At 44.5% G+C, this 25,611-nt stretch carries 20 protein-coding genes, 10 tRNA genes, 3 rRNA genes and 1 riboswitch; of the genes, 28 read left to right on the top strand and 5 right to left on the bottom strand.

Going from position 1 to position 25,611, the window contains the following annotated elements; genetic code table 11:
* The first annotated feature begins 778 nt into the window (after nucleotides 1-778).
* A complete protein-coding gene (locus tag NST31_RS07450; RefSeq protein ID WP_077111404.1) occupies nucleotides 779-2,953 on the top strand; it encodes a Tex family protein in 2,175 nt (724 codons plus the stop codon).
* Between the two features lie 21 nt (nucleotides 2,954-2,974).
* On the opposite strand, the gene cmpA is transcribed toward NST31_RS07450, so the two are convergent.
* A complete protein-coding gene (cmpA, locus tag NST31_RS07445) occupies nucleotides 2,975-3,088 on the bottom strand; it encodes a cortex morphogenetic protein CmpA (protein ID WP_139345618.1) in 114 nt (37 codons plus the stop codon).
* A gap of 85 nt (nucleotides 3,089-3,173) precedes the next feature.
* Here cmpA and NST31_RS07440 point away from each other — a divergent pair, with 85 nt between their 5' ends.
* The 18 genes from NST31_RS07440 (at nucleotide 3,174) to tsaD (ending at nucleotide 13,969) form a co-directional block, all read left to right on the top strand.
* The gene (locus tag NST31_RS07440) at nucleotides 3,174-3,644 is read left to right on the top strand and encodes a SprT family protein (protein WP_077111402.1); all 471 of its coding nucleotides are present in this window, start codon (nucleotides 3,174-3,176) and stop codon (nucleotides 3,642-3,644) included.
* A 75-nt stretch (nucleotides 3,645-3,719) separates the two neighbouring features.
* Nucleotides 3,720-3,810: transfer RNA gene (locus NST31_RS07435), tRNA-Ser, on the top strand.
* 10 nt (nucleotides 3,811-3,820) lie between these two features.
* Nucleotides 3,821-3,892: transfer RNA gene (locus NST31_RS07430), tRNA-Glu, on the top strand.
* A 287-nt stretch (nucleotides 3,893-4,179) separates the two neighbouring features.
* Nucleotides 4,180-4,255: transfer RNA gene (locus tag NST31_RS07425), tRNA-Asp, on the top strand.
* A gap of 62 nt (nucleotides 4,256-4,317) precedes the next feature.
* Nucleotides 4,318-4,392, top strand: a tRNA-Gln gene (locus NST31_RS07420).
* Nucleotides 4,393-4,399: 7 nt separating this feature from the next.
* Nucleotides 4,400-4,472: transfer RNA gene (locus tag NST31_RS07415), tRNA-Lys, on the top strand.
* Nucleotides 4,473-4,561: 89 nt separating this feature from the next.
* A tRNA-Leu gene (locus NST31_RS07410) sits at nucleotides 4,562-4,648 on the top strand.
* A 10-nt stretch (nucleotides 4,649-4,658) separates the two neighbouring features.
* Nucleotides 4,659-4,735, top strand: a tRNA-Arg gene (locus NST31_RS07405).
* Between the two features lie 23 nt (nucleotides 4,736-4,758).
* Nucleotides 4,759-4,835 (top strand) — tRNA-Pro (locus tag NST31_RS07400).
* A gap of 20 nt (nucleotides 4,836-4,855) precedes the next feature.
* Nucleotides 4,856-4,929: transfer RNA gene (locus NST31_RS07395), tRNA-Gly, on the top strand.
* A gap of 82 nt (nucleotides 4,930-5,011) precedes the next feature.
* Nucleotides 5,012-6,562: ribosomal RNA gene (locus NST31_RS07390) — 16S ribosomal RNA — on the top strand.
* A 500-nt stretch (nucleotides 6,563-7,062) separates the two neighbouring features.
* Nucleotides 7,063-9,993 (top strand): 23S ribosomal RNA (locus NST31_RS07385).
* 232 nt (nucleotides 9,994-10,225) lie between these two features.
* Nucleotides 10,226-10,341 (top strand): 5S ribosomal RNA (gene rrf, locus NST31_RS07380).
* Together the 16S, 23S and 5S rRNA genes with 9 tRNA genes alongside form the textbook arrangement of a ribosomal RNA operon.
* A gap of 824 nt (nucleotides 10,342-11,165) precedes the next feature.
* Nucleotides 11,166-11,239: transfer RNA gene (locus NST31_RS07375), tRNA-Met, on the top strand.
* A 94-nt stretch (nucleotides 11,240-11,333) separates the two neighbouring features.
* A complete protein-coding gene (tsaE, locus tag NST31_RS07370; RefSeq protein WP_339164795.1) occupies nucleotides 11,334-11,807 on the top strand; it encodes a tRNA (adenosine(37)-N6)-threonylcarbamoyltransferase complex ATPase subunit type 1 TsaE in 474 nt (157 codons plus the stop codon).
* Nucleotides 11,788-12,486, top strand: coding sequence for a tRNA (adenosine(37)-N6)-threonylcarbamoyltransferase complex dimerization subunit type 1 TsaB (gene tsaB, locus NST31_RS07365; RefSeq protein WP_077112734.1), 699 nt, complete (start codon nucleotides 11,788-11,790; stop codon nucleotides 12,484-12,486). Before tsaE ends, tsaB begins: the two co-directional genes overlap by 20 nt.
* A complete protein-coding gene (gene rimI / locus NST31_RS07360) occupies nucleotides 12,483-12,953 on the top strand; it encodes a ribosomal protein S18-alanine N-acetyltransferase (RefSeq protein WP_077112736.1) in 471 nt (156 codons plus the stop codon). Before tsaB ends, rimI begins: the two co-directional genes overlap by 4 nt.
* The gene (gene tsaD / locus NST31_RS07355; RefSeq protein ID WP_339164792.1) at nucleotides 12,950-13,969 is read left to right on the top strand and encodes a tRNA (adenosine(37)-N6)-threonylcarbamoyltransferase complex transferase subunit TsaD; all 1,020 of its coding nucleotides are present in this window, start codon (nucleotides 12,950-12,952) and stop codon (nucleotides 13,967-13,969) included. The genes rimI and tsaD overlap by 4 nt, the downstream gene beginning before the upstream one ends.
* Nucleotides 13,970-14,179: 210 nt before the next feature.
* Here the strand turns inward: tsaD and NST31_RS07350 are convergent, their stop codons facing one another.
* Complete coding sequence (locus NST31_RS07350) at nucleotides 14,180-16,117, bottom strand: ABC-F family ATP-binding cassette domain-containing protein (RefSeq protein ID WP_077112740.1); 1,938 nt, start codon at nucleotides 16,115-16,117, stop codon at nucleotides 14,180-14,182.
* A gap of 123 nt (nucleotides 16,118-16,240) precedes the next feature.
* On the opposite strand from NST31_RS07350, the gene moaC reads away from it, so the two are divergent.
* The 6 genes from moaC to ssuE all read left to right on the top strand — a co-directional run bounded on the left by moaC (nucleotide 16,241) and on the right by ssuE (nucleotide 19,925).
* On the top strand, nucleotides 16,241-16,735 hold the full coding sequence (moaC, locus tag NST31_RS07345) for a cyclic pyranopterin monophosphate synthase MoaC (RefSeq protein WP_139345671.1): 495 nt from the start codon (nucleotides 16,241-16,243) through the stop codon (nucleotides 16,733-16,735).
* Nucleotides 16,736-16,813: 78 nt separating this feature from the next.
* Nucleotides 16,814-17,476, top strand: coding sequence for a redox-sensing transcriptional repressor Rex (locus NST31_RS07340; RefSeq protein ID WP_077112744.1), 663 nt, complete (start codon nucleotides 16,814-16,816; stop codon nucleotides 17,474-17,476).
* 67 nt (nucleotides 17,477-17,543) lie between these two features.
* Nucleotides 17,544-17,723 (top strand): twin-arginine translocase TatA/TatE family subunit, encoded by a 180-nt coding sequence (locus NST31_RS07335; protein WP_077112745.1) that lies wholly within the window; start codon nucleotides 17,544-17,546, stop codon nucleotides 17,721-17,723.
* Between the two features lie 15 nt (nucleotides 17,724-17,738).
* A complete protein-coding gene (gene tatC / locus NST31_RS07330; protein WP_077112747.1) occupies nucleotides 17,739-18,482 on the top strand; it encodes a twin-arginine translocase subunit TatC in 744 nt (247 codons plus the stop codon).
* Between the two features lie 157 nt (nucleotides 18,483-18,639).
* Nucleotides 18,640-18,745, top strand: a riboswitch (SAM riboswitch).
* A 71-nt stretch (nucleotides 18,746-18,816) separates the two neighbouring features.
* On the top strand, nucleotides 18,817-18,999 hold the full coding sequence (locus NST31_RS07325) for a YezD family protein (protein ID WP_077112749.1): 183 nt from the start codon (nucleotides 18,817-18,819) through the stop codon (nucleotides 18,997-18,999).
* 377 nt (nucleotides 19,000-19,376) lie between these two features.
* Entirely contained in the window at nucleotides 19,377-19,925 is a 549-nt protein-coding gene (ssuE, locus tag NST31_RS07320; RefSeq protein ID WP_339164789.1) for an NADPH-dependent FMN reductase, read from the top strand.
* Nucleotides 19,926-20,162: 237 nt separating this feature from the next.
* Here ssuE and NST31_RS07315 read toward each other — a convergent pair whose 3' ends face one another.
* Nucleotides 20,163-20,357, bottom strand: coding sequence for a YdiK family protein (locus NST31_RS07315; protein ID WP_077112753.1), 195 nt, complete (start codon nucleotides 20,355-20,357; stop codon nucleotides 20,163-20,165).
* On the bottom strand, nucleotides 20,354-21,097 hold the full coding sequence (locus NST31_RS07310; protein WP_339164787.1) for a type II CAAX endopeptidase family protein: 744 nt from the start codon (nucleotides 21,095-21,097) through the stop codon (nucleotides 20,354-20,356). The genes NST31_RS07315 and NST31_RS07310 overlap by 4 nt, the downstream gene beginning before the upstream one ends.
* Nucleotides 21,098-21,344: 247 nt before the next feature.
* Here NST31_RS07310 and NST31_RS07305 point away from each other — a divergent pair, with 247 nt between their 5' ends.
* The 3 genes from NST31_RS07305 to NST31_RS07295 are packed head-to-tail and all read left to right on the top strand — an operon-like array spanning nucleotide 21,345 to nucleotide 23,695.
* Nucleotides 21,345-21,611: a FeoA family protein gene (locus tag NST31_RS07305; protein WP_339164785.1), complete on the top strand. Its 267-nt coding sequence runs from the start codon at nucleotides 21,345-21,347 to the stop codon at nucleotides 21,609-21,611.
* On the top strand, nucleotides 21,589-22,332 hold the full coding sequence (locus tag NST31_RS07300) for a FeoB small GTPase domain-containing protein (protein ID WP_077112760.1): 744 nt from the start codon (nucleotides 21,589-21,591) through the stop codon (nucleotides 22,330-22,332). The genes NST31_RS07305 and NST31_RS07300 overlap by 23 nt, the downstream gene beginning before the upstream one ends.
* Nucleotides 22,295-23,695, top strand: coding sequence for a nucleoside recognition domain-containing protein (locus NST31_RS07295; RefSeq protein ID WP_077112762.1), 1,401 nt, complete (start codon nucleotides 22,295-22,297; stop codon nucleotides 23,693-23,695). The genes NST31_RS07300 and NST31_RS07295 overlap by 38 nt, the downstream gene beginning before the upstream one ends.
* A 988-nt stretch (nucleotides 23,696-24,683) precedes the next feature.
* Here NST31_RS07295 and NST31_RS07290 read toward each other — a convergent pair.
* On the bottom strand, nucleotides 24,684-25,589 hold the full coding sequence (locus tag NST31_RS07290) for an AEC family transporter (RefSeq protein WP_077112764.1): 906 nt from the start codon (nucleotides 25,587-25,589) through the stop codon (nucleotides 24,684-24,686).
* Nucleotides 25,590-25,611 lie beyond the last annotated feature (22 nt).

The raw sequence follows: 25,611 nt of genomic DNA, 5'->3' as shown, positions 1-25,611 counted from the left end.
GTTCGAGCAACGGAAGTTCTCGAAAACAGTAAGCCTTTTTCCAAGTACATTTCATTCGCTGTTAGGTCTGTCCTGCATTGTTCTCAAAGAACCCGAGTATGTAACTAAACGTTGTCTGCGTTGGGCGCTCACGCACCGCAAACTGATGCATCATTGACAAGTGTTCAATTAAACGATCCCCCTTTATGTCAACACATCCTCCGCATATCATCTGGAAAGGTTTCACCCGATATCGGTCTATAATATTCCTCAGTGGCAAAAATGGCTGTTCATACGACTTTCATTAATGGGTCATCAACTGATCAAACTTGTCTTGGAAATGGCTGTATGACTAATTCTGTCCATATAAAATGTAATTTGCGTTCCGGCAAGTAACCACTGAGATTGACTCAAGTTTCCCCTGTTCAACTGTTAATACTGTAAAATTCAGATGCTTGAACTCCCTTTCTTTCCCTAAGAATTTACTGCTTTCTCATATTACACCTAATGGAAACTGTTCTTATTGGCAAATATGTGAGTGGGAAAAAGATTAAGCCAAAGAACAACAAACAAAAAAGTTTTCAACAACCGGTCTTCCCCACAAAAATCTTTATTGTTGGCTTTTTTTAAACTGATTTGCAATGTCAATTCAGGCATTGTTGTCAAAGTGCATATGTTCTAGTGGATGTTATCTTGCATGATCAGAAGGTGATATGACAATATGGTATCAGCCGAATAATTGGCGCCATACTTGTAAACAAGGTAAAATAAAGAGAATTTAGTGAAGCGAGGGGTACCAATGATCGTAACCGAACCAAAAAATGAGGACCTGCTCGTCAAAAAGTTGGCGGGAAGCTTAGGTCTTTCCAAAAAACACGTGACCAGTGTAATTCAATTGCTTGAAGAAGGGAATACTGTTCCATTTATTGCCCGCTATAGAAAAGAAATGACCGGAGCCCTGGATGAAGTGCAAATAAAAGAAATTATGGAGGGCTGGCAGTACTTACAAAGCTTAGAACAACGAAAAGAAGATGTTATCCGGCTTATTGATGAGCAAGGAAAATTAACGGAAGAATTAAAGCTGCAAATTATCCGCGCAGATAAATTGCAAACAGTTGAAGATTTATATCGCCCTTATCGACAAAAACGCCGAACAAAAGCGACAGTCGCAAAGGAAAAGGGCCTTGAACCACTTGCTGATTGGATGTGGCAACTTCCGTCAGAAGGAAATCTTGAGGAAGAAGCCGCAAAATATGTCAATCTTGAAAAAGAGGTAGAGGATGCGGCCGCAGCAATTCAAGGAGCAAAGGATATTGTAGCCGAACGAGTTTCAGATGATGCCGCGGTTCGTCAATGGGTACGGAAAGAAACATTCCAATCAGGGCTTGTTGTTTCATCCGTCAAAAACGCCGAAAAAGACGAAAAATCCGTATATGAAATGTACTATGAGTATGAAGAGCCTGTCAGAAAAATTGTTCCTCACCGGATTCTTGCGTTAAATCGCGGGGAAAAAGAAGATATATTGCGCGTTTCCATCAAGCCCCATACAGAAAAAATCATTGATTATTTAAGCAGAACTTTTATTAAAAATTCCGCTTCCGTTGTTGCCAAGGAAATGAAAGAAAGTATTGAAGACAGCTACAAACGCTTGATTGAGCCGGCAATTGAACGCGAAATTAGAAATGAATTAACGGAAAAAGCGGAAGATCAGGCGATTCATATTTTTTCGGAAAACCTGAGAAAGTTATTGTTGCAGCCGCCATTAAAAGGAAAAGTGGTCCTTGGTGTTGATCCTGCTTACCGGACAGGATGTAAATTGGCAGTCGTCGATGAAACCGGAAAGGTGCTTTATATAGATGTTATTTACCCGCATCCGCCGAATGCAAAGCGGGACGCAGCAAAAGCTAAAATGGCGGATGTTTTAAAAAGGTTCCAGATCGAAATTATCGCGATCGGAAATGGAACAGCTTCCCAGGAAACAGAACAATTTACCGTACATTTGTTAAAAGAGCTGGATTTTGATGCAAGTTATATTATCGTTAATGAAGCCGGGGCAAGTGTTTATTCCGCATCCGATCTTGCAAGGGAAGAATTTCCGGATCTGCAAGTGGAAGAAAGAAGTGCTGTTTCTATTGCCCGCAGGCTTCAGGACCCGCTTGCCGAGCTTGTGAAAATCGACCCGAAATCCGTGGGAGTCGGCCAATATCAACATGACGTTTCGCAAAAGAAATTAAATGAACAGCTTGCGTTTGTCGTCGAGACGGCGGTAAACCAGGTCGGTGTGAATGTGAATACAGCATCACCCTCATTATTGCAATATGTTTCGGGATTAAGTAAAACAGTAGCGAACAATATCGTAAAACGCCGTGAAGAAAACGGCAAATTTACGAGTAGATCACAACTGCGGGATATCCCTCGGCTCGGCGCAAAAACATATGAACAAGCGGTTGGTTTTATGAGGATTTTGGATGGAGAAGACCCGCTTGATTCGACCCCCATCCATCCGGAAAGTTATTCCGAGGTTCAACAACTGCTTTCATCAATTGGGTATACAACGGCGGATCTTGGTTCGCAAAAGCTGAACGAAGCATTAAAAAATATATCTGTCGAGGAAACAGCAAAAGAGCTTGGCCTTGGCGAGTTGACGCTTCGTGATATCATCGACTCTTTAATGAAGCCTGGCCGCGACTTGCGGGATGAATTGCCAAAGCCGATCTTAAAGAAGGACCTTTTAAAACTTGAAGACTTGACACCGGGAATGGAGCTTCAAGGAACTGTCAGAAACGTCGTTGACTTTGGCGCCTTTGTCGACGTCGGAGTGAAAGAGGATGGACTTGTCCATATTTCAAAGCTAAGCGACCGTTTTGTCAAACATCCCCTTGATGTTGTATCGCTAGGAGATATCGTTACGGTTTGGGTTGAAAAAGTGGATGTCCAAAAGGGAAGATTGTCCCTTACAATGAAGAAATCTTAAGCAAGAAAGAAACACTGCCAGTTACGAGCAGTGTTTTTTTCTGTAAAAAAACCAACATTGATTCAGCATTTTAATTTGATTTCTGTCTTTTTTAAGAAAAGCTTTTTGCATTTGGTTTTGAAACCAGGCAGGCATTTTTTCGTATCCTCCCAGGTAAAAGTTTTGGTATCATTAGGATATGATAAGAAAAGTTATCCCGTGAGGCTGAGGGAGGAAGTGCATGACAAACGAACAATTGCAAAGCTTAACTGAACGATTGTCGCAGGAATTTTTTCAAAAGCCGTTTAAACATAAAGCCGTCTTCAATCCCCGATTGAGAACAACAGGCGGCCGTTATTTGCTTACAAACCATCATATAGAAATCAACCGAAAATATTATGACGAGCATGGACTGGAAGAGTTGAAAGGGATTATTAAACATGAGTTGTGCCATTACCACCTTCATCTCGAAGGTAAAGGGTACAAGCACGGTGACAGGGATTTCAGGGAGCTCTTGAAAAAAGTCGGTGCTCCGCGCCATTGTTCACCGCTCTCCGAGCAGAAAAAGGCAACGAGGAGGATGTATGAATGTTCTCGCTGTGGTTATATTTATACCCGGCAGCGCAGGGTGAACACGAGCCGCTATTTTTGTGGCAAGTGCAAAGGAAAACTTTTTGAAAAGAAATCTGGAAAAGTTCCGATTTTCCCTTGACAGGCATTCGCCGACTATTTATAATCGTAAGAGCCGTTCAAGAAAAACCAAAACGAATGGCCCATTATTTTTTACGGGGAAGTACTCAAGAGGCTGAAGAGGCGCCCCTGCTAAGGGCGTAGGTCGCGTAAGCGGCGCGAGGGTTCAAATCCCTCCTTCTCCGCCATTTTTATTTTGGCCCCTTGGTCAAGCGGTTAAGACACCGCCCTTTCACGGCGGTAACACGGGTTCGAATCCCGTAGGGGTCATCAATAGCCGGAGTGAATGCAATGATACTGGTTACGCGGCATCTAAAGAAGACAAGTTGCTTCCATTTGTCGCATTCGCTCCTTGATTCAGTTTCCGGCAGCATTGCGAAGAGGCGAGCGTAAGCCTTGATGAAGTGACGATTCTTGACTTGCGGTAGAGCAAGTGTAAAGTGGCAAACTTGCAAGAGCTCACGCTTTTTTGTGCGACGATTACTTGGCTGCACATTGGCTCGATGTCATCAACACACTGGTCATTAGAATGGAAAGTATTTTACAATTATATGTATGGTCCCGTAGTGTAGCGGTTAACATGCCTGCCTGTCACGCAGGAGATCGCGGGTTCGATTCCCGTCGGGACCGCCACTTTAAAGATTGTTGACATATTTTGATGTGTGTTGTACAATAGAAAAGTTGCTCAATGACATTGGGCTATAGCCAAGCGGTAAGGCAACGGACTTTGACTCCGTGATTCGCTGGTTCGAATCCAGCTAGCCCAGCCAAACGATCGAGCCATTAGCTCAGCCGGTAGAGCATCTGACTTTTAATCAGAGGGTCGCAGGTTCGATTCCTGCATGGCTCATTGATCTTTCTTGGAAAGTATATCCGAATAGATTAGCCAGTTGACATTTATTTAGTAGTATGGTAATATATATCTTGTCTTTGAAAAGAGCGGTCGTGGCGGAATCGGCAGACGCGCTAGGTTGAGGGCCTAGTGGTAGCAATACCGTGGAGGTTCAAGTCCTCTCGACCGCACCAACATAAAAGTGCGCCCGTAGCTCAATTGGATAGAGCGTTTGACTACGGATCAAAAGGTTAGGGGTTCGACTCCTCTCGGGCGCGCCACTTATTTCTGTCAATCTATGAAACGGGAAGTGGCTCAGCTTGGTAGAGCACTTGGTTTGGGACCAAGGGGTCGCAGGTTCAAATCCTGTCTTCCCGACCATTTATAGATGAGAAAGCCATGCGGGTGTAGTTTAGTGGTAAAACCACAGCCTTCCAAGCTGTTGTCGTGGGTTCGATTCCCATCACCCGCTCCATTGTTTGATCTTTGAAAACTGAACGAAACGAAACGTCAATCAATAATTGATTAGTCAGCTTTAATTATGAGCTAACCAAACTTTACATGAGAGTTTGATCCTGGCTCAGGACGAACGCTGGCGGCGTGCCTAATACATGCAAGTCGAGCGGACAAAAGAGGAGCTTGCTCCTTTTTAGTCAGCGGCGGACGGGTGAGTAACACGTGGGCAACCTGCCTGTAAGACTGGGATAACTCCGGGAAACCGGGGCTAATACCGGATAATTTCTTTTTCCGCATGGAGAAAGGATAAAAGACGGCTCTGCTGTCACTTACAGATGGGCCCGCGGCGCATTAGCTAGTTGGTGGGGTAACGGCCTACCAAGGCAACGATGCGTAGCCGACCTGAGAGGGTGATCGGCCACACTGGGACTGAGACACGGCCCAGACTCCTACGGGAGGCAGCAGTAGGGAATCTTCCGCAATGGACGCAAGTCTGACGGAGCAACGCCGCGTGAGTGATGAAGGTCTTCGGATCGTAAAACTCTGTTATCAGGGAAGAACCCGCATCGGAGTAACTGCCGGTGCGTTGACGGTACCTGACCAGAAAGCCACGGCTAACTACGTGCCAGCAGCCGCGGTAATACGTAGGTGGCAAGCGTTGTCCGGAATTATTGGGCGTAAAGCGCGCGCAGGCGGCTTCTTAAGTCTGATGTGAAAGCCCACGGCTCAACCGTGGAGGGTCATTGGAAACTGGGAGGCTTGAGTGCAGAAGAGGAGAGCGGAATTCCACGTGTAGCGGTGAAATGCGTAGAGATGTGGAGGAACACCAGTGGCGAAGGCGGCTCTCTGGTCTGTAACTGACGCTGAGGCGCGAAAGCGTGGGTAGCGAACAGGATTAGATACCCTGGTAGTCCACGCCGTAAACGATGAGTGCTAAGTGTTAGGGGGTTTCCGCCCCTTAGTGCTGCAGCAAACGCATTAAGCACTCCGCCTGGGGAGTACGGCCGCAAGGCTGAAACTCAAAGGAATTGACGGGGGCCCGCACAAGCGGTGGAGCATGTGGTTTAATTCGAAGCAACGCGAAGAACCTTACCAGGTCTTGACATCCCGATGCCCGCTTTAGAGATAAAGTTTTCCCTTCGGGGACATCGGTGACAGGTGGTGCATGGTTGTCGTCAGCTCGTGTCGTGAGATGTTGGGTTAAGTCCCGCAACGAGCGCAACCCTTGATCTTAGTTGCCAGCATTAAGTTGGGCACTCTAAGGTGACTGCCGGTGACAAACCGGAGGAAGGTGGGGATGACGTCAAATCATCATGCCCCTTATGACCTGGGCTACACACGTGCTACAATGGATGGTACAAAGGGCCGCGAGACCGCGAGGTGGAGCGAATCCCATAAAACCATTCTCAGTTCGGATTGCAGGCTGCAACTCGCCTGCATGAAGCCGGAATCGCTAGTAATCGCGGATCAGCATGCCGCGGTGAATACGTTCCCGGGCCTTGTACACACCGCCCGTCACACCACGAGAGTTTGTAACACCCGAAGTCGGTGGGGTAACCATTTGGAGCCAGCCGCCGAAGGTGGGACAGATGATTGGGGTGAAGTCGTAACAAGGTAGCCGTATCGGAAGGTGCGGCTGGATCACCTCCTTTCTAAGGATAATTGAAATGTGGAGGCGACTGCTCGGCAGGAGCCGCAACTGAACATTTCCAATAGATACAAATTGACGCTTTCGTTTCGTTTAGTTTTGAGAGGTCAAACCTTTCTCGCTTTATGAGAAACAACTCTCAAAACATGTGCTCTTGCGGCACAGCGTGTTCGAGGAACTTCACCTCGTCGCAAAGCTGCATGAAGCATTAGCGCTGATGAATCACACCATGTGATGGAAGTCAGCAGCTTCGTTCTTTGAAAACCGGATAACATGAGAAGAAACAAACCGAGAATCGTTCACCTTATGGATGATCCATTATGGAGCAACCATGAGAAGTGTAAAACCTTTAGGTTTGAGTATCAGTATCACTCAACCAAGGGCAACGAGAAGCGTGAAGATCAAGGGAGCGACTGAATGAGCGCCGGAGCGCACTACGAGTGCGTGATGACGTGAATGAGGGAGCTGACATAGAGATTCGATGCTAATCGTTGACCGAAAAAAGATTAAGTTAATAAGGGCGCACGGTGAATGCCTTGGCACTAGGAGCCGATGAAGGACGGGACGAACACCGATATGCTTCGGGGAGCTGTAAGCAAGCTGATCCGGAGATTTCCGAATGGGGAAACCCACTGCCAGTAATGAGGCAGTATCCATTTCTGAATCCATAGGGAATGGAAGGCATACCCGGGGAACTGAAACATCTAAGTACCCGGAGGAAGAGAAAGAAAAATCGATTCCCCCAGTAGCGGCGAGCGAAACGGGAAGAGCCCAAACCGAAAGGCTTGCCTTTCGGGGTTGTAGGACACTCAAAGTGGAGTGACAAAGGAACGGCGTAGACGAAGCGGCCTGGAAAGGCCGGCCAAAGAAGGTAACAGCCCTGTAGTTGAAACGTCGTTCCCTCCCGAGTGGATCCTGAGTACGGCGGGACACGAGAAATCCCGTCGGAATCCGGGAGGACCATCTCCCAAGGCTAAATACTCCCTAGTGACCGATAGTGAACCAGTACCGTGAGGGAAAGGTGAAAAGCACCCCGGGAGGGGAGTGAAATAGAACCTGAAACCGTGTGCCTACAAGTAGTCAGAGCACAATAAGTGTGATGGCGTGCCTTTTGTAGAATGAACCGGCGAGTTGCGATTTCATGCAAGGTTAAGTTGAAAAGACGGAGCCGCAGCGAAAGCGAGTCTGAATAGGGCGCAAGAGTATGAGGTCGCAGACCCGAAACCAGGTGATCTACCCATGTCCAGGGTGAAGGTCAGGTAACACTGACTGGAGGCCCGAACCCACGTATGTTGAAAAATGCGGGGATGAGGTGTGGGTAGGGGTGAAATTCCAATCGAACCTGGAGATAGCTGGTTCTCTCCGAAATAGCTTTAGGGCTAGCCTCAAGGTGAGAGTATTGGAGGTAGAGCACTGTTTGGACGAGGGGCCCTCATCGGGTTACCGACTTCAGACAAACTCCGAATGCCAAATACTTATCCTTGGGAGTCAGACTGCGAGTGATAAGATCCGTAGTCGAGAGGGAAACAACCCAGACCACCAGCTAAGGTCCCCAAGTATACGTTAAGTGGAAAAGGATGTGGAGTTGCTTAGACAACCAGGATGTTGGCTTAGAAGCAGCCACCATTCAAAGAGTGCGTAATAGCTCACTGGTCGAGTGACTCTGCGCCGAAAATGTACCGGGGCTAAACGTATCACCGAAGCTGTGGATTGCAATAGCAATGGTAGGAGAGCGTTCCAAGCGCGGCGAAGTCGTCTTGAAAGAGGCGGTGGAGTGCTTGGAAGTGAGAATGCCGGTATGAGTAGCGAAAGAAGGGTGAGAATCCCTTCCACCGAAAGCCTAAGGTTTCCTGAGGAAGGCTCGTCCGCTCAGGGTAAGTCGGGACCTAAGCCGAGGCCGAAAGGCGTAGGCGATGGATAACAGGTTGAGATTCCTGTACCGCCTCATTGCCGTTTGAGTGATGGAGGGACGCAGGAGGATAAGGCAAGCGCGCAGCTGGAAAAGCGCGTCCAAGCAGTAAGGCCGGTAAGTAGGCAAATCCGCTTACCGTGTAGGCTGAGCTGTGATGGCGAGGGAAAAAAAGTACCGAAGTTCCTGATTCCACACTGCCGAGAAAAGCTTCTAGCGAGGCAATAGGCGCCCGTACCGCAAACCGACACAGGTAGGCGAGGAGAGAATCCTAAGGTGAGCGAGAGAACTCTCGTTAAGGAACTCGGCAAAATGACCCCGTAACTTCGGGAGAAGGGGTGCTTTTTAGGGTGAATAGCCCTGAGAAGCCGCAGTGAATAGGCCCAGGCGACTGTTTAGCAAAAACACAGGTCTCTGCGAAGCCGCAAGGCGAAGTATAGGGGCTGACGCCTGCCCGGTGCTGGAAGGTTAAGAGGAGAGGTCAGCTTAGGCGAAGCTTCGAATTGAAGCCCCAGTAAACGGCGGCCGTAACTATAACGGTCCTAAGGTAGCGAAATTCCTTGTCGGGTAAGTTCCGACCCGCACGAAAGGCGCAACGATCTGGGCACTGTCTCAACGAGAGACTCGGTGAAATTATAGTACCTGTGAAGATGCAGGTTACCCGCGACAGGACGGAAAGACCCCGTGGAGCTTTACTGTAGCTTGATATTGACTGTCTGTGCAGCTTGTACAGGATAGGTAGGAGCCATGGAAACGGGAGCGCCAGCTTCCGTGGAGGCAACGGTGGGATACTACCCTGGCTGTATGGACCGTCTAACCCGCGACCCTGATCGGGTTGGGAGACAGTGTCAGGCAGGCAGTTTGACTGGGGCGGTCGCCTCCTAAAAGGTAACGGAGGCGCCCAAAGGTTCCCTCAGAATGGTTGGAAATCATTCGCAGAGTGTAAAGGCAGAAGGGAGCTTGACTGCGAGACCTACAAGTCGAGCAGGGACGAAAGTCGGGCTTAGTGATCCGGTGGTTCCGCATGGAAGGGCCATCGCTCAACGGATAAAAGCTACCCCGGGGATAACAGGCTTATCTCCCCCAAGAGTTCACATCGACGGGGAGGTTTGGCACCTCGATGTCGGCTCATCGCATCCTGGGGCTGTAGTCGGTCCCAAGGGTTGGGCTGTTCGCCCATTAAAGCGGTACGCGAGCTGGGTTCAGAACGTCGTGAGACAGTTCGGTCCCTATCCGTCGCGGGCGCAGGAAATTTGAGAGGAGCTGTCCTTAGTACGAGAGGACCGGGATGGACGCACCGCTGGTGTACCAGTTGTCTCGCCAGAGGCATAGCTGGGTAGCTATGTGCGGAAGGGATAAGTGCTGAAAGCATCTAAGCATGAAGCCCCCCTCAAGATGAGATTTCCCATTGTCTGGCTTGCCAGGCAACGTAAGATCCCTGAAAGATGATCAGGTAGATAGGTCCGGTGTGGAAGTGTGGCGACACATGGAGCTGACGGATACTAATCGATCGAGGACTTAATCAAATATAAAAAGCGCAGGACGCTCGTCCATCGCTGTAGCTCACTGGAGCTTCTGGCGGAAAAGTCAATCGACTTTGCCAGAAGAAGCGAAGTGACGCAAAGCGATAGCGTCCGGAGCTGGATTGAACAAAAACGGTTCTCGGACTTCTTCTCATGTATCCCGGTTTTGAGAGAATGAAAAAACTCTTGAAAAATACATAAAACGTATTATAATAAGATATGTTGTTAATTTTTGTCTGGTGGCGATAGCGAAGAGGCAACACCCGTTCCCATCCCGAACACGGAAGTTAAGTTCTTCAGCGCCGATGGTAATGAGGGGTTTCCCCTTGTGAGAGCAGGACGTTGCCGGGCAAACAGGACATCCATATTAATGGATGTCTTATTTTAGTTTATTTAAAAAGTATTGAAAGATATAAAGAAACTCAATGTAAGCGAGGATCAGAAGGACCAAGAAGATCGAGGAATCAAGGGAGAGAGACTCGCAATGGGCAATGCCCATGAGAATCGAGCGAGTGCAGATGACGAAGAGATTCGCCGGTCATCATGATCCGCAGCCCGAACACGGAAGTTAAGTTCGCGCGCCGATGGTAATGAGGGGTTTCCCCTTGTGAGAGCAGGACGTTGCCGGGCAAACAGGACATCCATATTAATGGATGTCTTATTTTAGTTTATTTAAAAAGTATTGAAAGATATAAAGAAACTCAATGTAAGCGAGGATCAGAAGGACCAAGAAGATCAAGGAATCAAGGGAGAGAGACTCGCAATGGGCAATGCCCATGAGAATCGAGCGAGTGCAGATGACGAAGAGATTCGCCGGTCATCATGATCCGCAGCCCGAACACGGAAGTTAAGTTCGCGCGCCGATGGTAATGAGGGGCTTCCCCTTGTGAGAGCAGGACGTTGCCGGGCAAGCAGGACATCCATATCAATGGGTGTCTTATTTTAGTTTTTTTAAAAAAGATCGCCTTTTTTATGTGGGCAGTTAGCAGTCAGAAAAGGCCAACCAAGCTTCGTGACGTTCTGATGCCACACACTTTTTCGCATCTTGCCGCACTCATGATTTGATCTTGCAGCGGGACTCCATAGTGGAAAGAATAAGAAAGAACTTCAGGATTCTTGCTTTTATGAACTTGATTCGTTATAATTAACAAGTACTACAATAATTCTATTATTATCGCGGGATGGAGCAGTTCGGTAGCTCGTCGGGCTCATAACCCGAAGGTCGCAGGTTCAAATCCTGCTCCCGCAATTACTGAAATTGTTCTATTCAAGTCCGATAACTAATCAGCCTTAGGGGTGTGCGTCCTAAGGTTTTTTTGTATAAACGATTGAGGGAGTTTAACATGGAAAATCATTATGAAATCGTTTCAGCCCTTCCGGAAAAAACATTTGCCATTGGAAAGAACCTGGGACATTTATTGGAAGCAGGCGATGTGATTTTGCTTGAAGGGGATCTAGGGGCAGGAAAAACGACTTTTGCAAAAGGGTTGGCTGCCGGTCTTGGGATACGTAAAACAGTGAATAGCCCTACTTTTACCATCATTAAAGAGTATGAAGGAAGGCTTCCGCTTTATCATATGGATGTTTATCGTTTGGAAGATTCTTTTGAAGACCTCGGCTTTGATGAATATTTTGAAGGCGATGGTGTAACGGTTGTGGAGTGGGCTCATTTTATCCAGGAGCAACTTCCGTCGGATAGACTTGCTGTTTATTTGCATCATGTAGGCGGCGAAAATCGCAAGATTGTTTTTAAACCTTATGGCACCAGATATAAAGCTTTATGTAAGGAGTTTTTTCATGAAAGTCCTGGCAATTGATACATCGAACGAAGTATTGGGAGTAGGCCTTGTAAGTGAGTCGAAAGTAATTGGGGAATACATTACGAACATAAAGAAGAACCACAGTGTGCGAGTCATGCCGGCGATTCAGCAACTTTTGAAAGATTGTGAAACAGATACCGGTGAACTTGATAAAATTGTTGTAGCCAAAGGACCAGGTTCTTATACTGGGGTGCGGATTGGTGTGACAATCGCTAAAACAATGGCCTGGAGTTTGGGTATACCTTTGTCGGGTGTCTCCAGCTTGGCTGTGCTTGCAATGACAGGCAGCTATTTTCCAGGATATATTTCACCGCTGTTTGATGCGAGGCGGGGTTTGATTTACACGGGCCTATACCAATTTAAAGAGAGCAAGCTTCAAGTGGTCATGGAGGACCGGAATATATTGGCCACGGAGTGGGCTGAATTATTAAAAGACCAAACGGTACCGATTTTATTTAATGGAAACGACGTGCCGCTTCATGAGCAAACTTTTCGGTCCGCTCTCAAAGACCAGGCATTTTTTTCTCACGTTGGTGAATACAATCCAAGGCCAGGAGAACTAGGCCTGCTTGGACTATACCTACCCCCTGAGGATATTCATTCGTTTACTCCAAATTATATACGCCTTGTGGAAGCCGAAGCTAAGTGGCTGGAGAGGCAGGGGAAGAAACCATGATAAATCGAAGCACGAGTGTCGGCCAAGATATATCTTTTCGCTTGGCCTCACTTGAAGATATTGGTAAATTGGTGGAGATCGAGAGCCGCTCGTTTTCGGCGCCTTGGCCCGAAGAGGCGTTTTATAACGATATCGCTCATAACCGCTTTGCATATTACGTTTTTATTACGCTCGACGGGATTGAAGTAGGTTATTGCGGTGTATGGATTATTTTGGATGAAGCGCATATTACAAACATTGCTGTGCTTCCAGAACATCGTGGAAAAAAATTGGGGGAACAACTGCTTTTTAAAGTGATGAATCTTGCCAAAGAGGCCGGAGCGAATAAGATGACACTCGAAGTACGGGTAAGTAATGACATTGCCCAGTCTCTTTATAAAAAACTGGGATTTCAAGAAGGCGGCATTCGAAAAAGATATTATACGGACAACCAAGAAGATGCGTTAGTGATGTGGGTGAATTTATGAAGAAAGAAAATATAGTTGTTCTGGGGATTGAGACAAGTTGTGATGAGACGGCAGCTGCGGTCGTTCGTGATGGAAAGGAAATATTATCAAATGTGGTCGCTTCCCAAATTGAAAGCCATCGCCGGTTTGGCGGTGTCGTTCCGGAACTGGCATCACGCCATCACGTAGAACAAATTACCATTGTCATTGAAGAAGCAATGAAGCAAGCAGCCGTTACTTTTGAAGATATTGATGCTGTTGCCGTAACGGAGGGACCGGGATTGGTTGGTGCTCTGCTCGTCGGTGTAAATGCTGCGAAGGCATTGGCTTTTAGCCGCAATATTCCGCTTGTCGGTGTTCATCATATTGCCGGCCACATTTATGCGAACCGACTGATCACCGACTTTACGTTTCCTTTGTTGTCGCTAGTCGTTTCAGGAGGCCATACGGAACTTGTGTATATGGAAAAGCACGGTTCATTTAAAGTAATCGGTGAAACGCGGGACGACGCTGCTGGAGAAGCATATGACAAAGTCGCGCGGACATTGAATTTGCCATATCCCGGCGGACCGCATATCGACAGACTTGCCCAAGAGGGGACGGCGACTATTGATCTTCCAAGAGCATGGTTGGAAGAGGATTCTTATGACTTCAGTTTTAGCGGTCTTAAATCCGCAGTTATCAACACGCTCCACAATGCGGAACAGCGCGGGGAAAAAATATCTCCAGAAAATGTGGCGGCGAGTTTTCAAGCAAGCGTAGTGGAAGTGTTGACGGAAAAAACGATCAGGGCTGCTAAAGAATTGGGCGTAAAACAAGTACTTTTGGCCGGAGGGGTAGCCGCAAATAAAGGGCTGCGGAAATCACTTGAATCCGCTTTTGAGCGAATAGAACATGTAGATCTCGTTATTCCTCCCCTGTATTTATGCACAGATAATGCCGCTATGATTGCGGCGGCAGGAACTGTCTTATTTGAAGCTGGGATAAGAGGTGCACTTGATATGAATGCGCACCCCGGTTTGGATATAGAAAAGTAAGGGCTCCGGTTGGAACGGAGTCTTTTTTTGTGGATAACTTGATCATATACTAGCTTGGAAACGACATTTTGTGGATGAATAAGCGAATATAGTGTGGATAATGTGTATAGGTTTGTTTATAACTTATGATGTAAACGTTTAAAATGTGGACAAGATTGTGGGTAAAAAAATCCCCGACGGAGTACCCATCGGGATAATACATGATTTTTGTTACGGTATGTCATATTCCGTAAGTGTTTCTGAAAGCCTCGTCCATTCTTCCAGCAATTCATCCATTTCGCTTTGAATTCTTTCCATTTCTTGATGAATTTCAAGAGTTCGTTCGTGGTCATTGAACACAGCGGGATCTGTTAACAACTGCTCTTTTATGTCCAGTTCCGCTTCCAATTGGTCCACCAATTCTTCCATTTCAGCGATCCGCCTTTTGAGTTGCCGTTCGCGTTTTCTTTTTTCTTTTTCCTGCTCGTATGAATGTTTACTGTCTACTTGTGTGTTCTTTGATTCCGGCTGTTGCAGTTGTGCCAGCTCCGCCATTTCCGTCTTTTTATTCACATAATAATCATAGTCGCCCAGAAATTCTTTTGTTCCTTCTGTGGATAGTTCGATCACTTTCGTAGCAATCCTGTTGATAAAATATCGGTCATGGGAAACGAATAAAATGGTTCCCGGGTAATCCACAAGCGCGTTTTCCAGCACTTCCTTGCTATCCAAGTCCAAGTGGTTCGTCGGTTCATCAAGAATGAGGACGTTCGCCTTTTGAAGCATGAGAATGGCGAGGGTGAGCCGCGCTTTTTCTCCCCCGCTCAATGACGAAACGGTTTTTAATACATCATCTTGGGTAAACAAAAAATTGCCCAATACGGATCTGACTTCTTTTTCCTTCATTAGCGGATAGCGATCCCATAATTCTTGTAAAACAGTTCGGTTGGTTGACAAGTTGGCCTGTTCCTGATCATAATATCCGAATTGAACATTTGCTCCATATCGAATCTCCCCGGATAGGAAGGGGATTTTTTTTATGATCGACTTTAACAACGTAGATTTGCCAATCCCGTTTGGCCCGACAAGGGCGGCACTGTCGCCGCGGGTAAGTCTCATATTGATATGGTTGGCCAATGTCTGTCCATTGTAGCCAATGCTCGCCTCTGAAACGGATAACACGTCATTTCCGCTTTGTTTCTCAATTGTGAATGAAAAAGAAGCGGATTTTGTGTCGCCTTCGGGACGATCCATGATATTCATTTTTTCTAATTTGCGGCGTCTGCTTTGCGCTCGTTTAGTCGTTGACGCTCTTGCGAGGTTACGCTGTATAAAGTCTTGCAGTTTGGAAATTTCACCTTGCTGTTTTTCATACAGTTTCATTTCCTGTTCAAATCTCTCGGCTTTTTGCTCGAGATACTTACTGTAATTTCCATGATAGACCGCCATTTCATGGCGGGACAGCTCATATACTAAAGAAACGATTTGGTCGAGAAAGTAACGGTCATGGGAAACGATGAGAAGGGCTCCCGGATAATTTTGCAAATATTTTTCTAACCAGGCCATGGTTTCAATATCAAGATGGTTTGTTGGCTCATCCAAAATCAGCAAGTCCGGCTTGGACAACAACAATTTTGCAAGCGCCAGGCGCGTTTTTTGTCCGCCACTCAGCCTGGCGATATTTTTATCATAGTCTTCTTCGAAAAATTGGAAGCCGTGCAGGACAGAACGTATATCTGATTCATATTGATAACCGCCGATTTTTTTAAACTGCTCTTGAAGCCTGTCATATTCACTCAATAGACGTTCATAGGCACCTTCACGTTCGTAATTCGCCGGATCGGAAAGCTTCTGCTCGATTTTTCGAAGCTCTTTTTCCATGTTTCGTACTTCGCTGAATACGGAAAGCATTTCTTCCCAAATCGTTAATTCTGATTCCAAGCCTGTATGTTGCTCCAAATAACCAATTGTTACATCTTTCGGTTTGACTACTTGGCCGGAATCATGTGAAAGTTCTCCAGCGATGATCTTTAACAAGGTAGACTTTCCGGCTCCATTCCTGCCGACAAGAGCTGCCCGGTCACCTTCGCGAATTTCCAATTTTATATTTGAAAGTACCAAATCAGCCCCAAAATACTTTGAAAGCTGTTGAACTTGCAATAATAGCATAATTTCCACCCCTAGTCATAGACAGTGTATCGCATGTTGACTATATTTGACAATTGATTTTTTAGGTGGCAAAAACAGACAGTATACACGAAATAGTGTAGAATGATAAGGAGGTGTTTGGCCGTGGAAAAATTGACGCATTTTAACAATGAAGGCAGGGCACAGATGGTGGATGTCAGCGGAAAGCCGGAAACAGTCCGCACTGCTGCTGCCCGCTCCAGTATTGAAGTGAACGACCATATTTATGAGTTAATTACGAATCAGCAAATAAAAAAGGGCGATGTTTTGGCTGTGGCGCAAGTAGCCGGGATCATGGCCGCGAAAAAAACATGGGAAATAATCCCGATGTGCCATCCGATCCCGATAAAAGGAGTTAATATTTCCTTTGACTGGATGGAAGGATCCGAGAATCATAAAATCCTGGAAATAACTGCTGAAGTAAAAACTGTCGGTAATACAGGAGTAGAGATGGAAGCATTAACTGCTGTTTCGGCAGCCGCACTCACTATATACGATATGTGCAAAGCCGTAGACAAGGGAATGATCATAGGTCCAACCTATCTAATAGAAAAAACAGGCGGGGTATCCAGTAGCGATTATCGCCGTGAAATGGAATAGGTTTATCAGTTGCAGGACATTCATTCCGCAAACGGGTAAACTGCAGCGCTTTTTTCTTTTTGGCATGGAGGATTGAATATGAACGGGGAAACGTTAAAAATACCACAGGCAACTGCAAAGAGGCTTCCGCTATACTACAGGTTTTTGAAAAATTTACATGCATCAGGAAAACAGCGCGTATCTTCGGCCGAATTAAGTGAAGCGGTGAAAGTGGATTCCGCTACCATTCGGCGGGACTTTTCTTATTTTGGCGCGCTTGGAAAAAAAGGATATGGGTATAATGTAAATTACTTGCTGTCATTTTTTCGCAAGACACTTGACCAAGATGAGGTGACGAAAGTCGCTTTAATTGGTGTAGGAAATTTAGGCACAGCTTTTTTAAATTATAATTTCTTAAAAAACAACAATACAAAAATTGAAATGGCTTTCGATGTCGACAAAAACAAAATTGGGAAAAAGATCAGCAATGTACCGATTTATGCTTTGTCCGAACTTGAAGAAAGATTGAGCAAAGAGGAAGTGGCCGTCATTATTTTAACTGTGCCGGCAAGTGCCGCCCAAGCCATCACTGACCGGATTAAACATACCGGTGTAAAGGGAATACTGAATTTTACCCCTGCAAGGCTGAATGTGCCGGAGTCGATCCGTGTTCATCATATCGATCTAGCGGTGGAGCTGCAGTCGCTCGTTTACTTTTTGAAACATTATCCTCTCGATGACACGGAAAATTCACAACCATAAATGATTTTTCAATGGCTAATTGGACGGGTTTCCATTAAAATAAAACTATAGATAGGAGGTGGCCGCAGTGAGTGCAGGTGTAGGCAGTTTACTTGTAATCGCACTTGTTGCTATATTGATCTTCGGACCAAAGAAGTTGCCGGAACTTGGTAAGGCTGCGGGCAACACGTTGCGTGAATTTAAGAACGCGACGAAAGGTTTGGCAGACGATGATGAAAAAGAGACGAAAAAAGACAGCGATAAGTGATAGGATGAACAAATCATGAGTCAAAACAATATGTCGATCATCGATCATATAGAGGAATTGCGAAAACGGCTGGTCATTATAGTCGTTTTCTTTGTGTTGGCTGTCATTGCCAGCTTTTTTATATCACAGCCTCTTATTAAGCTGATTCAGCATGCAAGCGCTGCCCAGGACATTACGATGAATGCGTTCCGTGTGACGGATCCGTTTAAAGTGTTTCTGCAAATGACGTTTGTTCTGGCGTTTATTTTAACATCCCCCGTTATTTTGTATCAGCTCTGGGCCTTTATCAGTCCGGGTCTTTTGGAAAAGGAACGGAAGGCAACGCTCAGCTATATACCGGTTTCAGTTTTTTTATTTTTAGCAGGTGTCCTTTTTTCTTATTTTATTTTGTTTCCATTTGTGATACGGTTCATGCTTGGGTTATCGAGCAATATGGAGATACAGACAACAATTGGCATTAATGAATATTTTCAATTTCTTTTTCAGATAACCGTACCGTTTGGAGTTTTGTTTCAGCTTCCGGTCGTCATTTTGTTTTTAACAAGGTTGGGCATCGTTACGCCGATGTTTTTGGTACAGATCAGAAAATATGCGTACTTTATTTTGCTGGTTATAGCAGCGTTCATTACGCCTCCGGATTTAATCTCGCATATGATGGTGACCGTTCCATTACTCATTTTGTATGAGATCAGCATCTGGATTTCAAAGGTGGGTTATAAAAAAGCGCAGGCTTCCGCAGCAGAGAGTGATGAAGATTAAAAAAGCATCCTATATTTCCGGTGCTTTTTTAATCTATAGCCCATAAAACAAGTAGGTTAATGCTATAAGATGAAAAATTCATCCTTGACAGATAATTTATAGTGGGATAGTATATAAATACGTTTATAAATGACGTTTCAACTGAATAATAGGTAATTTCTTATCCAGAGAGGTGGAGGGACTGGCCCTTTGAAGCCTCGGCAACAGACCGTCAGGTACTGTGCCAATTCCAGCAGGCTGTTTGTAAGCTTGAAAGATAAGAAGAGAACAAATGACGTTTAAAGCAAACCTCTTCTTATTTTGTAGAAGAGGTTTTTTTAATGGGGGGATGAAGATGGCAAAAGTGGAGGAAAATGCGATTGAAGACATTGTTTCGGCATTGAAAAAGATGGAATATGGTTCATTGGTCATTACAGTGCACGATGGAGAAATCACCCAAATTGATACGACTGAAAAAAAGCGTTACAACATGCAAAGGAAACAAAGGAAAGTCCCGATGATGAAAGCAAACAAATGAAAACAGGCTGCCGATTAGACAACTAAAGGCATCTTCTCCATGATCATGCATTGGGAGGGTGCTTTTTTTGTACCGTTGCCTAAAATGGTAGCGAGAAAATAGCAAATGAAGAGAAGAAGGGGTGACTCCTCAGTTCTTTCATAAAAAGGATGTGGAAGAACTAAGAGTTTTGGGATTTTGCGCTCCATACGTCTGTAAAGGAAGAAAAATCATTCATGGAAGGGATTTGATTGGTTGGTGAATGATACATGAGATTTGTTGGATATAAAACAGGTGGCCAATTAGAAAAAATGTAGCAAGTTTAATCCGTTTGGGTTGAGAAGAACATGCTCATACAGTTAATTAAAATCGTTTTCACTTAAAGGGAGGAAAATAAAATGAGTGATATTGTCATTATTTCAGGAAGTCCATCTGAATTTTCCAGATCTGGCAAGATTCTGGATTATCTAGGCAGATTGCTGGAGAGGGAACATTTTTCAATAAAACATGTTTCAGTAAAAGATATTCCGCCGGAGGACTTGGTTTACGGAAATGTTCATAGCCCTGCCATTCAAAAAGTGTCACTTGATATTCAAGAGACAGCGGGGGTGATTGTCGGATCACCGGTTTATAAAGCGGCTTATTCGGGAGTTTTAAAAACATTGTTCGATCTTTTGCCTCAAGATGTGTTTAAAAATATTCCGGTATTGCCGCTCATGACCGGGGGCAGCCCGGGCCATTTATTGGCGATTGAATTCTCATTGAAACCGCTCATTGCTTCTTTAAAAGGAAAAAGTCTTCAAGGACTTTATTTTCTCGATAGCCAAATTAACAGGGAACAGAAAAACCCAATCATTGATGAAGAAAGCCTTTTACGTACGAAAAAACAGCTTTATGAATTTATCGAAATAGTAAAGAAAAATAAGCGTCTTGCGTCTTCTTTATAAAACAGAAAAGAGACATTTGGTAATGAAATGCTCGCTGTCGATGGCAGGGGCACTTCGAAAAACCGATGTCTCTGTTTTTTTAAATAGATGTTGTTTTTTTATCCAGGAAGTCCTCATACAAACTGATCAAGAGGCTTTGGCGTAACCTGTAGGCAGGAAGTTCCAGCACTGCATTTCAGCAAAAGGCAACACTATGCGGCCAGCGCTGTACTAGCAGGCTTTGTTACTATATACATCCTATTTCTGATCCTTTTTTAACCGAAAGTGGAGCATAATGAGACGCAGCCCCGCTCCAAAATCCAGTGTGGCTAAAATTATCAGCAAATAAACCATAAAACCAAAGCCGTTCTTATCCACTTGCTGGACAGCAAAAAATGTAAAAACAAACCCCAAGACGATATATAAAGTACCTGAAAATAATGGTGACCTCATGAAAAGAACCCTCCTATCCACCATACAAATTGTGCTGTTTTTTCTATATATTTCTCCAGCTTATCGACAAGGAATAACTGAAGTATGACAACGATCGTGTTCATCGAGACATGTGCGATGATAGGAACGATAATTCTTTTCGTCATAACGTATAAAAAGGCAAATACGAATCCCATGGTAGCATATAAAATAATGTGAACAGGCTCGAAATGGGCCAGTGCAAAAATGACGGAACTCAGTAAAGCGGCTACCCAGAAAGGGAAGCGGTCGTACAAGCTTCCGAATATGACTTTTCGAAATACGATCTCTTCTAAAATGGGCCCAATAATGGAACTGATGATGACGATTGCCGGAAATAACTCGATCAATTGTAAAATTTGCTGTGTATTCTCTGATCCCGGGTTGATGCCAATCGCCTTCTCTACCAAACCTGCGGAAATCTGGGCAAAGAAGGCCATAAAAATACCGATAATTGCCCAAGTAAAAGATTGTCCGACGGGGAGCGGCTGGTCCTTCTCTATTTTTGTATACTTCTCATTTTTTCTCAAAAGAAAAAGAACAAGGGCAAGTCCAACACTAAAAGAGAACAGAATCCAATAACCAACCGCATTCACTTTCATTTGCTCCGGATCAATATGAAGCACCTTCGTACCTATTTGGAAAAAGAGCGGTACTCCAATATAAGAGGACAACTGCATAACGATAAAAGTGAGGACAATCAAAAGATATGATTTCTTCATGAAAATAGTAAATCTCCTTCATATATATCGAACGATAATTTCTATTTTACTCTTAATGGACGATTGTTTCAAACAGCGCGTTTATGTTTTCCTTCCCCTGCCCTAAAAATATCCTGTGCCCATTTTTTTCATTCTGGCGAAAAAGTTTGACATAGGCAACTAGTGTGCATAAAATATAAATTAAAGAAATGTTGGTCGGGGGAAACATTGTAAAGACAACCCAACTTATATGAGGGAGGTAAAGGAGATGAAAGGTCATGAGTTGATTGCTCTTAATGAAGCCAACATTGGGGATTGCATCAAAATAAAGAAGTTACTCGTAACGGGCACGATGAGGAGAAGGTTATTGGATTTAGGGTTTGTCCCTTCGGCAGAGGTGATTGTGCTGCAAAAAAGCCCGCTCGGCGATCCGATTGCCTTTCGTGTCAGCCATACGACTATTGCCCTGCGAAGGGAAGAAAGTTCAAAAATATATGGGGAGTTAGTAGCAAATGAATCATCAGCAACCAGTTAAAATTGCGTTGGCAGGCAATCCGAATGTTGGAAAAAGTACTTTATTTAATACATTGACAGGACTAAAACAGCATACTGGCAATTGGCCGGGAAAAACCGTTATCCATGCGGAAGGGCAGTTTTCCTATAAGGGGGTAGATTACACAATCATTGATCTCCCTGGTACGTATTCCCTTTTTTCCAACTCGGCGGACGAAGAAGTCGCAAGAGATTTTATTGTCTTCGAGCGGCCGGATTTGACGATTGTTGTGCTTGATGCCACCTCGATTGAGCGGAATTTGAATTTGGCGTTGCAAGTCATGGAAATGACAGATAAAGTGATTGTCTGCATTAACTTAATTGATGAAGCAAAGAAAAAAGGGATTTATATCAATGAGAAAGCATTAATGAAAAAACTCGGTGTTCCTGTCATCAAAATTTCTGCTCGTAACAAAGTGGGCATCAATCAGTTATTAGATACGATCGACAGGATGATCTCAGGAAAGATTTCCACTTCTCCGTATCAAATACAGTATTCACCAGAGATTGAAAAGAAGGTGGAAACATTGATTCCCCATGTGCAAAGAGTGTTTGGCAAAGAGCTTCCCGCCCGCTGGCTCGCCTTGCGGTTGCTTGATGGGGATGAATCATTTATCACTGCTTATTCTAAAAAGATAGAGAAAGAACGGGGTGACGGATTGACACATGAGCACTCATATCCAGCCAAAACCCAACAACTATAATGAATTATTACATTTGGCACAGTCGCTATCAACGGAAGATATTCGTGATGAGATTGTTACTAATATTTACCAAACCTCAAATGCCATTTGTGAAAAAACAATTGCTTATAAAGCCCCGGAAAAATTGCGGCAAACAGAAAAGCTCGACAAAATTTTCACATCGAAGGTTTGGGGATTTCCCATTATGCTTGCGATGTTGGGAGTCGTCTTTTATATCACGATTGCCGGGGCAAATGTCCCTTCTACCATGTTGGCCAATACGTTCAATTGGTTGGAGCAGTATATAACGGCTTTTTTCACATGGATTCATGCGCCTGAATGGCTCCATGGCATCCTTGTTTTAGGGCTTTATCGAGGTACGGCGTGGGTGGTCAGTGTCATGCTTCCTCCGATGGCGATCTTTTTCCCCATGTTTGCCCTGTTGGAAAACTACGGGTATTTACCCCGAGTGGCTTTTAATATGGATCGGCTCTTTAAAAGGGCAGGTGCCCATGGGAAACAGGCGTTAACAATGGCGATGGGTTTCGGCTGTAACGCGGCTGCCATAATGTCTACAAGAATCATCGAGTCGCCACGGGAAAGAATGCTTGCGATTTTGACGAATAACTTTGTTCCGTGTAATGGCAGATGGCCAACGCTGATCTTATTAGCTTCTTTATTTATGGCGGTAGGCTATTCCGGTACAATGGGAACATTGGTGACGGCCGGGATCGTCATGGGAATGGTGTTATTTGGAATCGTCGTCACACTATTTGTTTCATGGGCTTTATCCAAAACCGCCCTGAAAGGAGTCCCGACTCATTATACATTGGAGCTTCCTGCTTATCGTCGTCCGCGGTTTTGGGAAACGATTATTCGCGCCACGCTAGATAAATCATGGTTCGTGTTAAAAAGAGCGGTCATTATAGCGGCTCCCGCCGGTGTGATGACGTGGGTGGCTGCCAATATCTATATCGGGGATACGAGCTTATTAATGTACTTCGTCAACTTTCTGGACCCCTTTGCCCAATTATTGGGATTGGACGGATTTATTCTGATGGCCTTTATTTTTGGACTTCCGGCGAATGAAGTCGTATTGCCGATTTTATTGATGGGTTACTTATCAACAGGTGCCATGACAGAAGTAGAAGAATTAACCGCGATCAAATCAATCTTTGTAGACCATGGCTGGACGTGGTTAACCGCTTTGAATATGATGCTGTTTTCATTGCTTCATTATCCGTGCGGGACGACATTATTTAATATTTACAAAGAAACGAATAGCAAGAAGTGGACATTTGTTGCCTTTGCATTACCAACAGCGATTGCGATTATTGTCACATTTATCGTTGCCCAGGTAGTAAGAGGATTCGGCTGGGTGTAAAAATATCCGAAAGAAAGCTCCGGAAGCAGATATACCCTTGTCAAATAGACAGATTGAAAAAAAGACCATGCAACCAGTGTGATTCGGTATTAAACCGGAAAACACTGGTTAGTGGGCTTTGTCAAATTACGTGTTTTTAATCAAAGTATTTTATATGTGAGGTATTCTAAAAGAGGCACATTTGGCGTAGTTGTCCATTCCGTAGCTATCATCCAACCAAAGGGCTCTTCTTTAAATAGAGATCCAATATTGATAAAGAACAAACACTGTTTTTCCTCGTGGTGGCGGATCCTCGAAGATATTTGGGCTGGAACATAAGTTGAAAACGAATTGATTTTAGTATAAATCGTGAAAATAAAGCCGCGTGAAACCAAGGTTTTTAAATAAGATTCATGAGGTTTATTCATTTTTATAAAGTTTTGTCCCAGCTTTTTTTCTTTTTTGCGTATAGGTACACGGTTTGTTTTCGTAATCGTGCACCAACCAACCGGACGTGTGTCACCAATGTGTAAAGATCAGATCCGCTCATAATTCAGCCCCCATGCTTGTTAATTTGTCTTAGATGCCTACTTTACATAACTTAAAAAGACAGCGTCGCTCTTCATTAAGGTTCGTCCTCTTAGCAAATTTGATATGCAATAACTTTTGGAATAATGCGATATATAAATTATCAAGATTCCTCGTTCCAAAATTGCTTATATAGCTTTGTAAGATCGTATAAATCATCTGCAATCATTTCCATTAAGATCATTTTTTTCCCAACTATTAATAAATGTATTGAAAATAATGCTTGTTATTTACACTCTGCTCCTTTCATTTTCAATGGTTTCCATACACTAATCCGAATACTTAATTTTTTTACGCGCCGGTTTATAACATTTGTAGCAGTGAAAAAATTCATAGTTCCATATGTAAGTGGAACGAGGCAACCTCCTGTATAACCACAGACAGTTTTTTATTGAAAAAAATCTGTAATGGCTTGTCTTGCTTAAGCTCCGATCAGAAACAAAACAATAGGGATCGTAAATAAACTAATGAGCGTAGTAGCCAAAGTGGTAAATGACACGAGATCCGGCTCGGTATCAAATTGAATCGCAAACATAGTCGTATTCGCCGCAGCGGGCATCGCCGATTGCAAAATAAGGACCGCTTTGATTAACTCATTAACAGGGAAAAAATGCAAAATAGCAACTGCGATCACCGGTGAAATGACCATTCTAATGACAATTCCTGCGGAAGCAAACTTGTAGGGAACGCGTTTGCGTTTGATCGCAGCAAGCTGCATGCCCAGGACAAGCATTACAGTTGGAATGGATGCATCCGCTACAAGGTCAACAGCATGAAAGGTTGTTTCCGGAAGCTTAATAGAAAACACTTGCAGCAAGATGCCCAAGAAAGCCCCATGAATGACAGGCATGCGAATCACCCTCTGTAGTGACTCTTGAAGGGAAGCCCGCTCTTTTCCGCCGATCGAAGCGAAGAAAATGCCGAGCGAATTCATCAAGAAAGACTGGAAGACCATGACAATCACTGCATAATCGAACCCGGCTGCTCCCATCGCAAAGAGAACGACAGGAGCACCGTAATTTCCGCTATTCATAAAGGCCCCGCCTAAAATCAGTGCGGACAGCTGTGAACGTTCCGCATCCATCATTTTGCTCGTTATCCAGACAATCAGAATTAAAGAGACTGACAATACACAGCAAAAAAGAAATATGTATACATAGTCGATGGTCAATTCATGTTTGTAAAATGTGCGAAAAGCTAGAAAGGGAGACATTAAATATAAGGCGGCGGTAGAGATCGATCGAATATCAAATCCGATGACTTTTTGTCCGATAAATCCCGTGAAAAATATTAAAAAAATTGGCAAAACCATCATTACAAATTCCATATCCCATTCATCCCCATCTCTA

Source organism: Siminovitchia sp. FSL W7-1587 (assembly GCF_037963795.1).
In the GTDB taxonomy this organism is placed as follows: Bacteria; Bacillota; Bacilli; order Bacillales; family Bacillaceae_C; genus Siminovitchia; species Siminovitchia thermophila.
Note: the sequence above shows the minus strand (reverse complement) of the source record. Positions and strands in the feature narration are given on the sequence as shown.

Coding starts and splice junctions, on each gene's coding strand:
- NST31_RS07300 (WP_077112760.1), top strand. CDS start 21,589: ATGAATCATCAGCAACCAGTTAAAATTGCGTTGGCAGGCAATCCGAAT.
- NST31_RS07350 (WP_077112740.1), bottom strand. CDS start 16,117: ATGCTATTATTGCAAGTTCAACAGCTTTCAAAGTATTTTGGGGCTGAT.
- cmpA (WP_139345618.1), bottom strand. CDS start 3,088: ATGCCTGCCTGGTTTCAAAACCAAATGCAAAAAGCTTTTCTTAAAAAA.
- tsaD (WP_339164792.1), top strand. CDS start 12,950: ATGAAGAAAGAAAATATAGTTGTTCTGGGGATTGAGACAAGTTGTGAT.
- NST31_RS07315 (WP_077112753.1), bottom strand. CDS start 20,357: ATGAGGTCACCATTATTTTCAGGTACTTTATATATCGTCTTGGGGTTT.
- NST31_RS07310 (WP_339164787.1), bottom strand. CDS start 21,097: ATGAAGAAATCATATCTTTTGATTGTCCTCACTTTTATCGTTATGCAG.
- NST31_RS07295 (WP_077112762.1), top strand. CDS start 22,295: ATGAGCACTCATATCCAGCCAAAACCCAACAACTATAATGAATTATTA.
- NST31_RS07340 (WP_077112744.1), top strand. CDS start 16,814: ATGAACGGGGAAACGTTAAAAATACCACAGGCAACTGCAAAGAGGCTT.
- tatC (WP_077112747.1), top strand. CDS start 17,739: ATGAGTCAAAACAATATGTCGATCATCGATCATATAGAGGAATTGCGA.
- NST31_RS07305 (WP_339164785.1), top strand. CDS start 21,345: ATGAAAGGTCATGAGTTGATTGCTCTTAATGAAGCCAACATTGGGGAT.
- NST31_RS07440 (WP_077111402.1), top strand. CDS start 3,174: ATGACAAACGAACAATTGCAAAGCTTAACTGAACGATTGTCGCAGGAA.
- NST31_RS07325 (WP_077112749.1), top strand. CDS start 18,817: ATGGCAAAAGTGGAGGAAAATGCGATTGAAGACATTGTTTCGGCATTG.
- tsaB (WP_077112734.1), top strand. CDS start 11,788: ATGAAAGTCCTGGCAATTGATACATCGAACGAAGTATTGGGAGTAGGC.
- NST31_RS07450 (WP_077111404.1), top strand. CDS start 779: ATGATCGTAACCGAACCAAAAAATGAGGACCTGCTCGTCAAAAAGTTG.
- ssuE (WP_339164789.1), top strand. CDS start 19,377: ATGAGTGATATTGTCATTATTTCAGGAAGTCCATCTGAATTTTCCAGA.
- rimI (WP_077112736.1), top strand. CDS start 12,483: ATGATAAATCGAAGCACGAGTGTCGGCCAAGATATATCTTTTCGCTTG.
- tsaE (WP_339164795.1), top strand. CDS start 11,334: ATGGAAAATCATTATGAAATCGTTTCAGCCCTTCCGGAAAAAACATTT.
- NST31_RS07290 (WP_077112764.1), bottom strand. CDS start 25,589: ATGGAATTTGTAATGATGGTTTTGCCAATTTTTTTAATATTTTTCACG.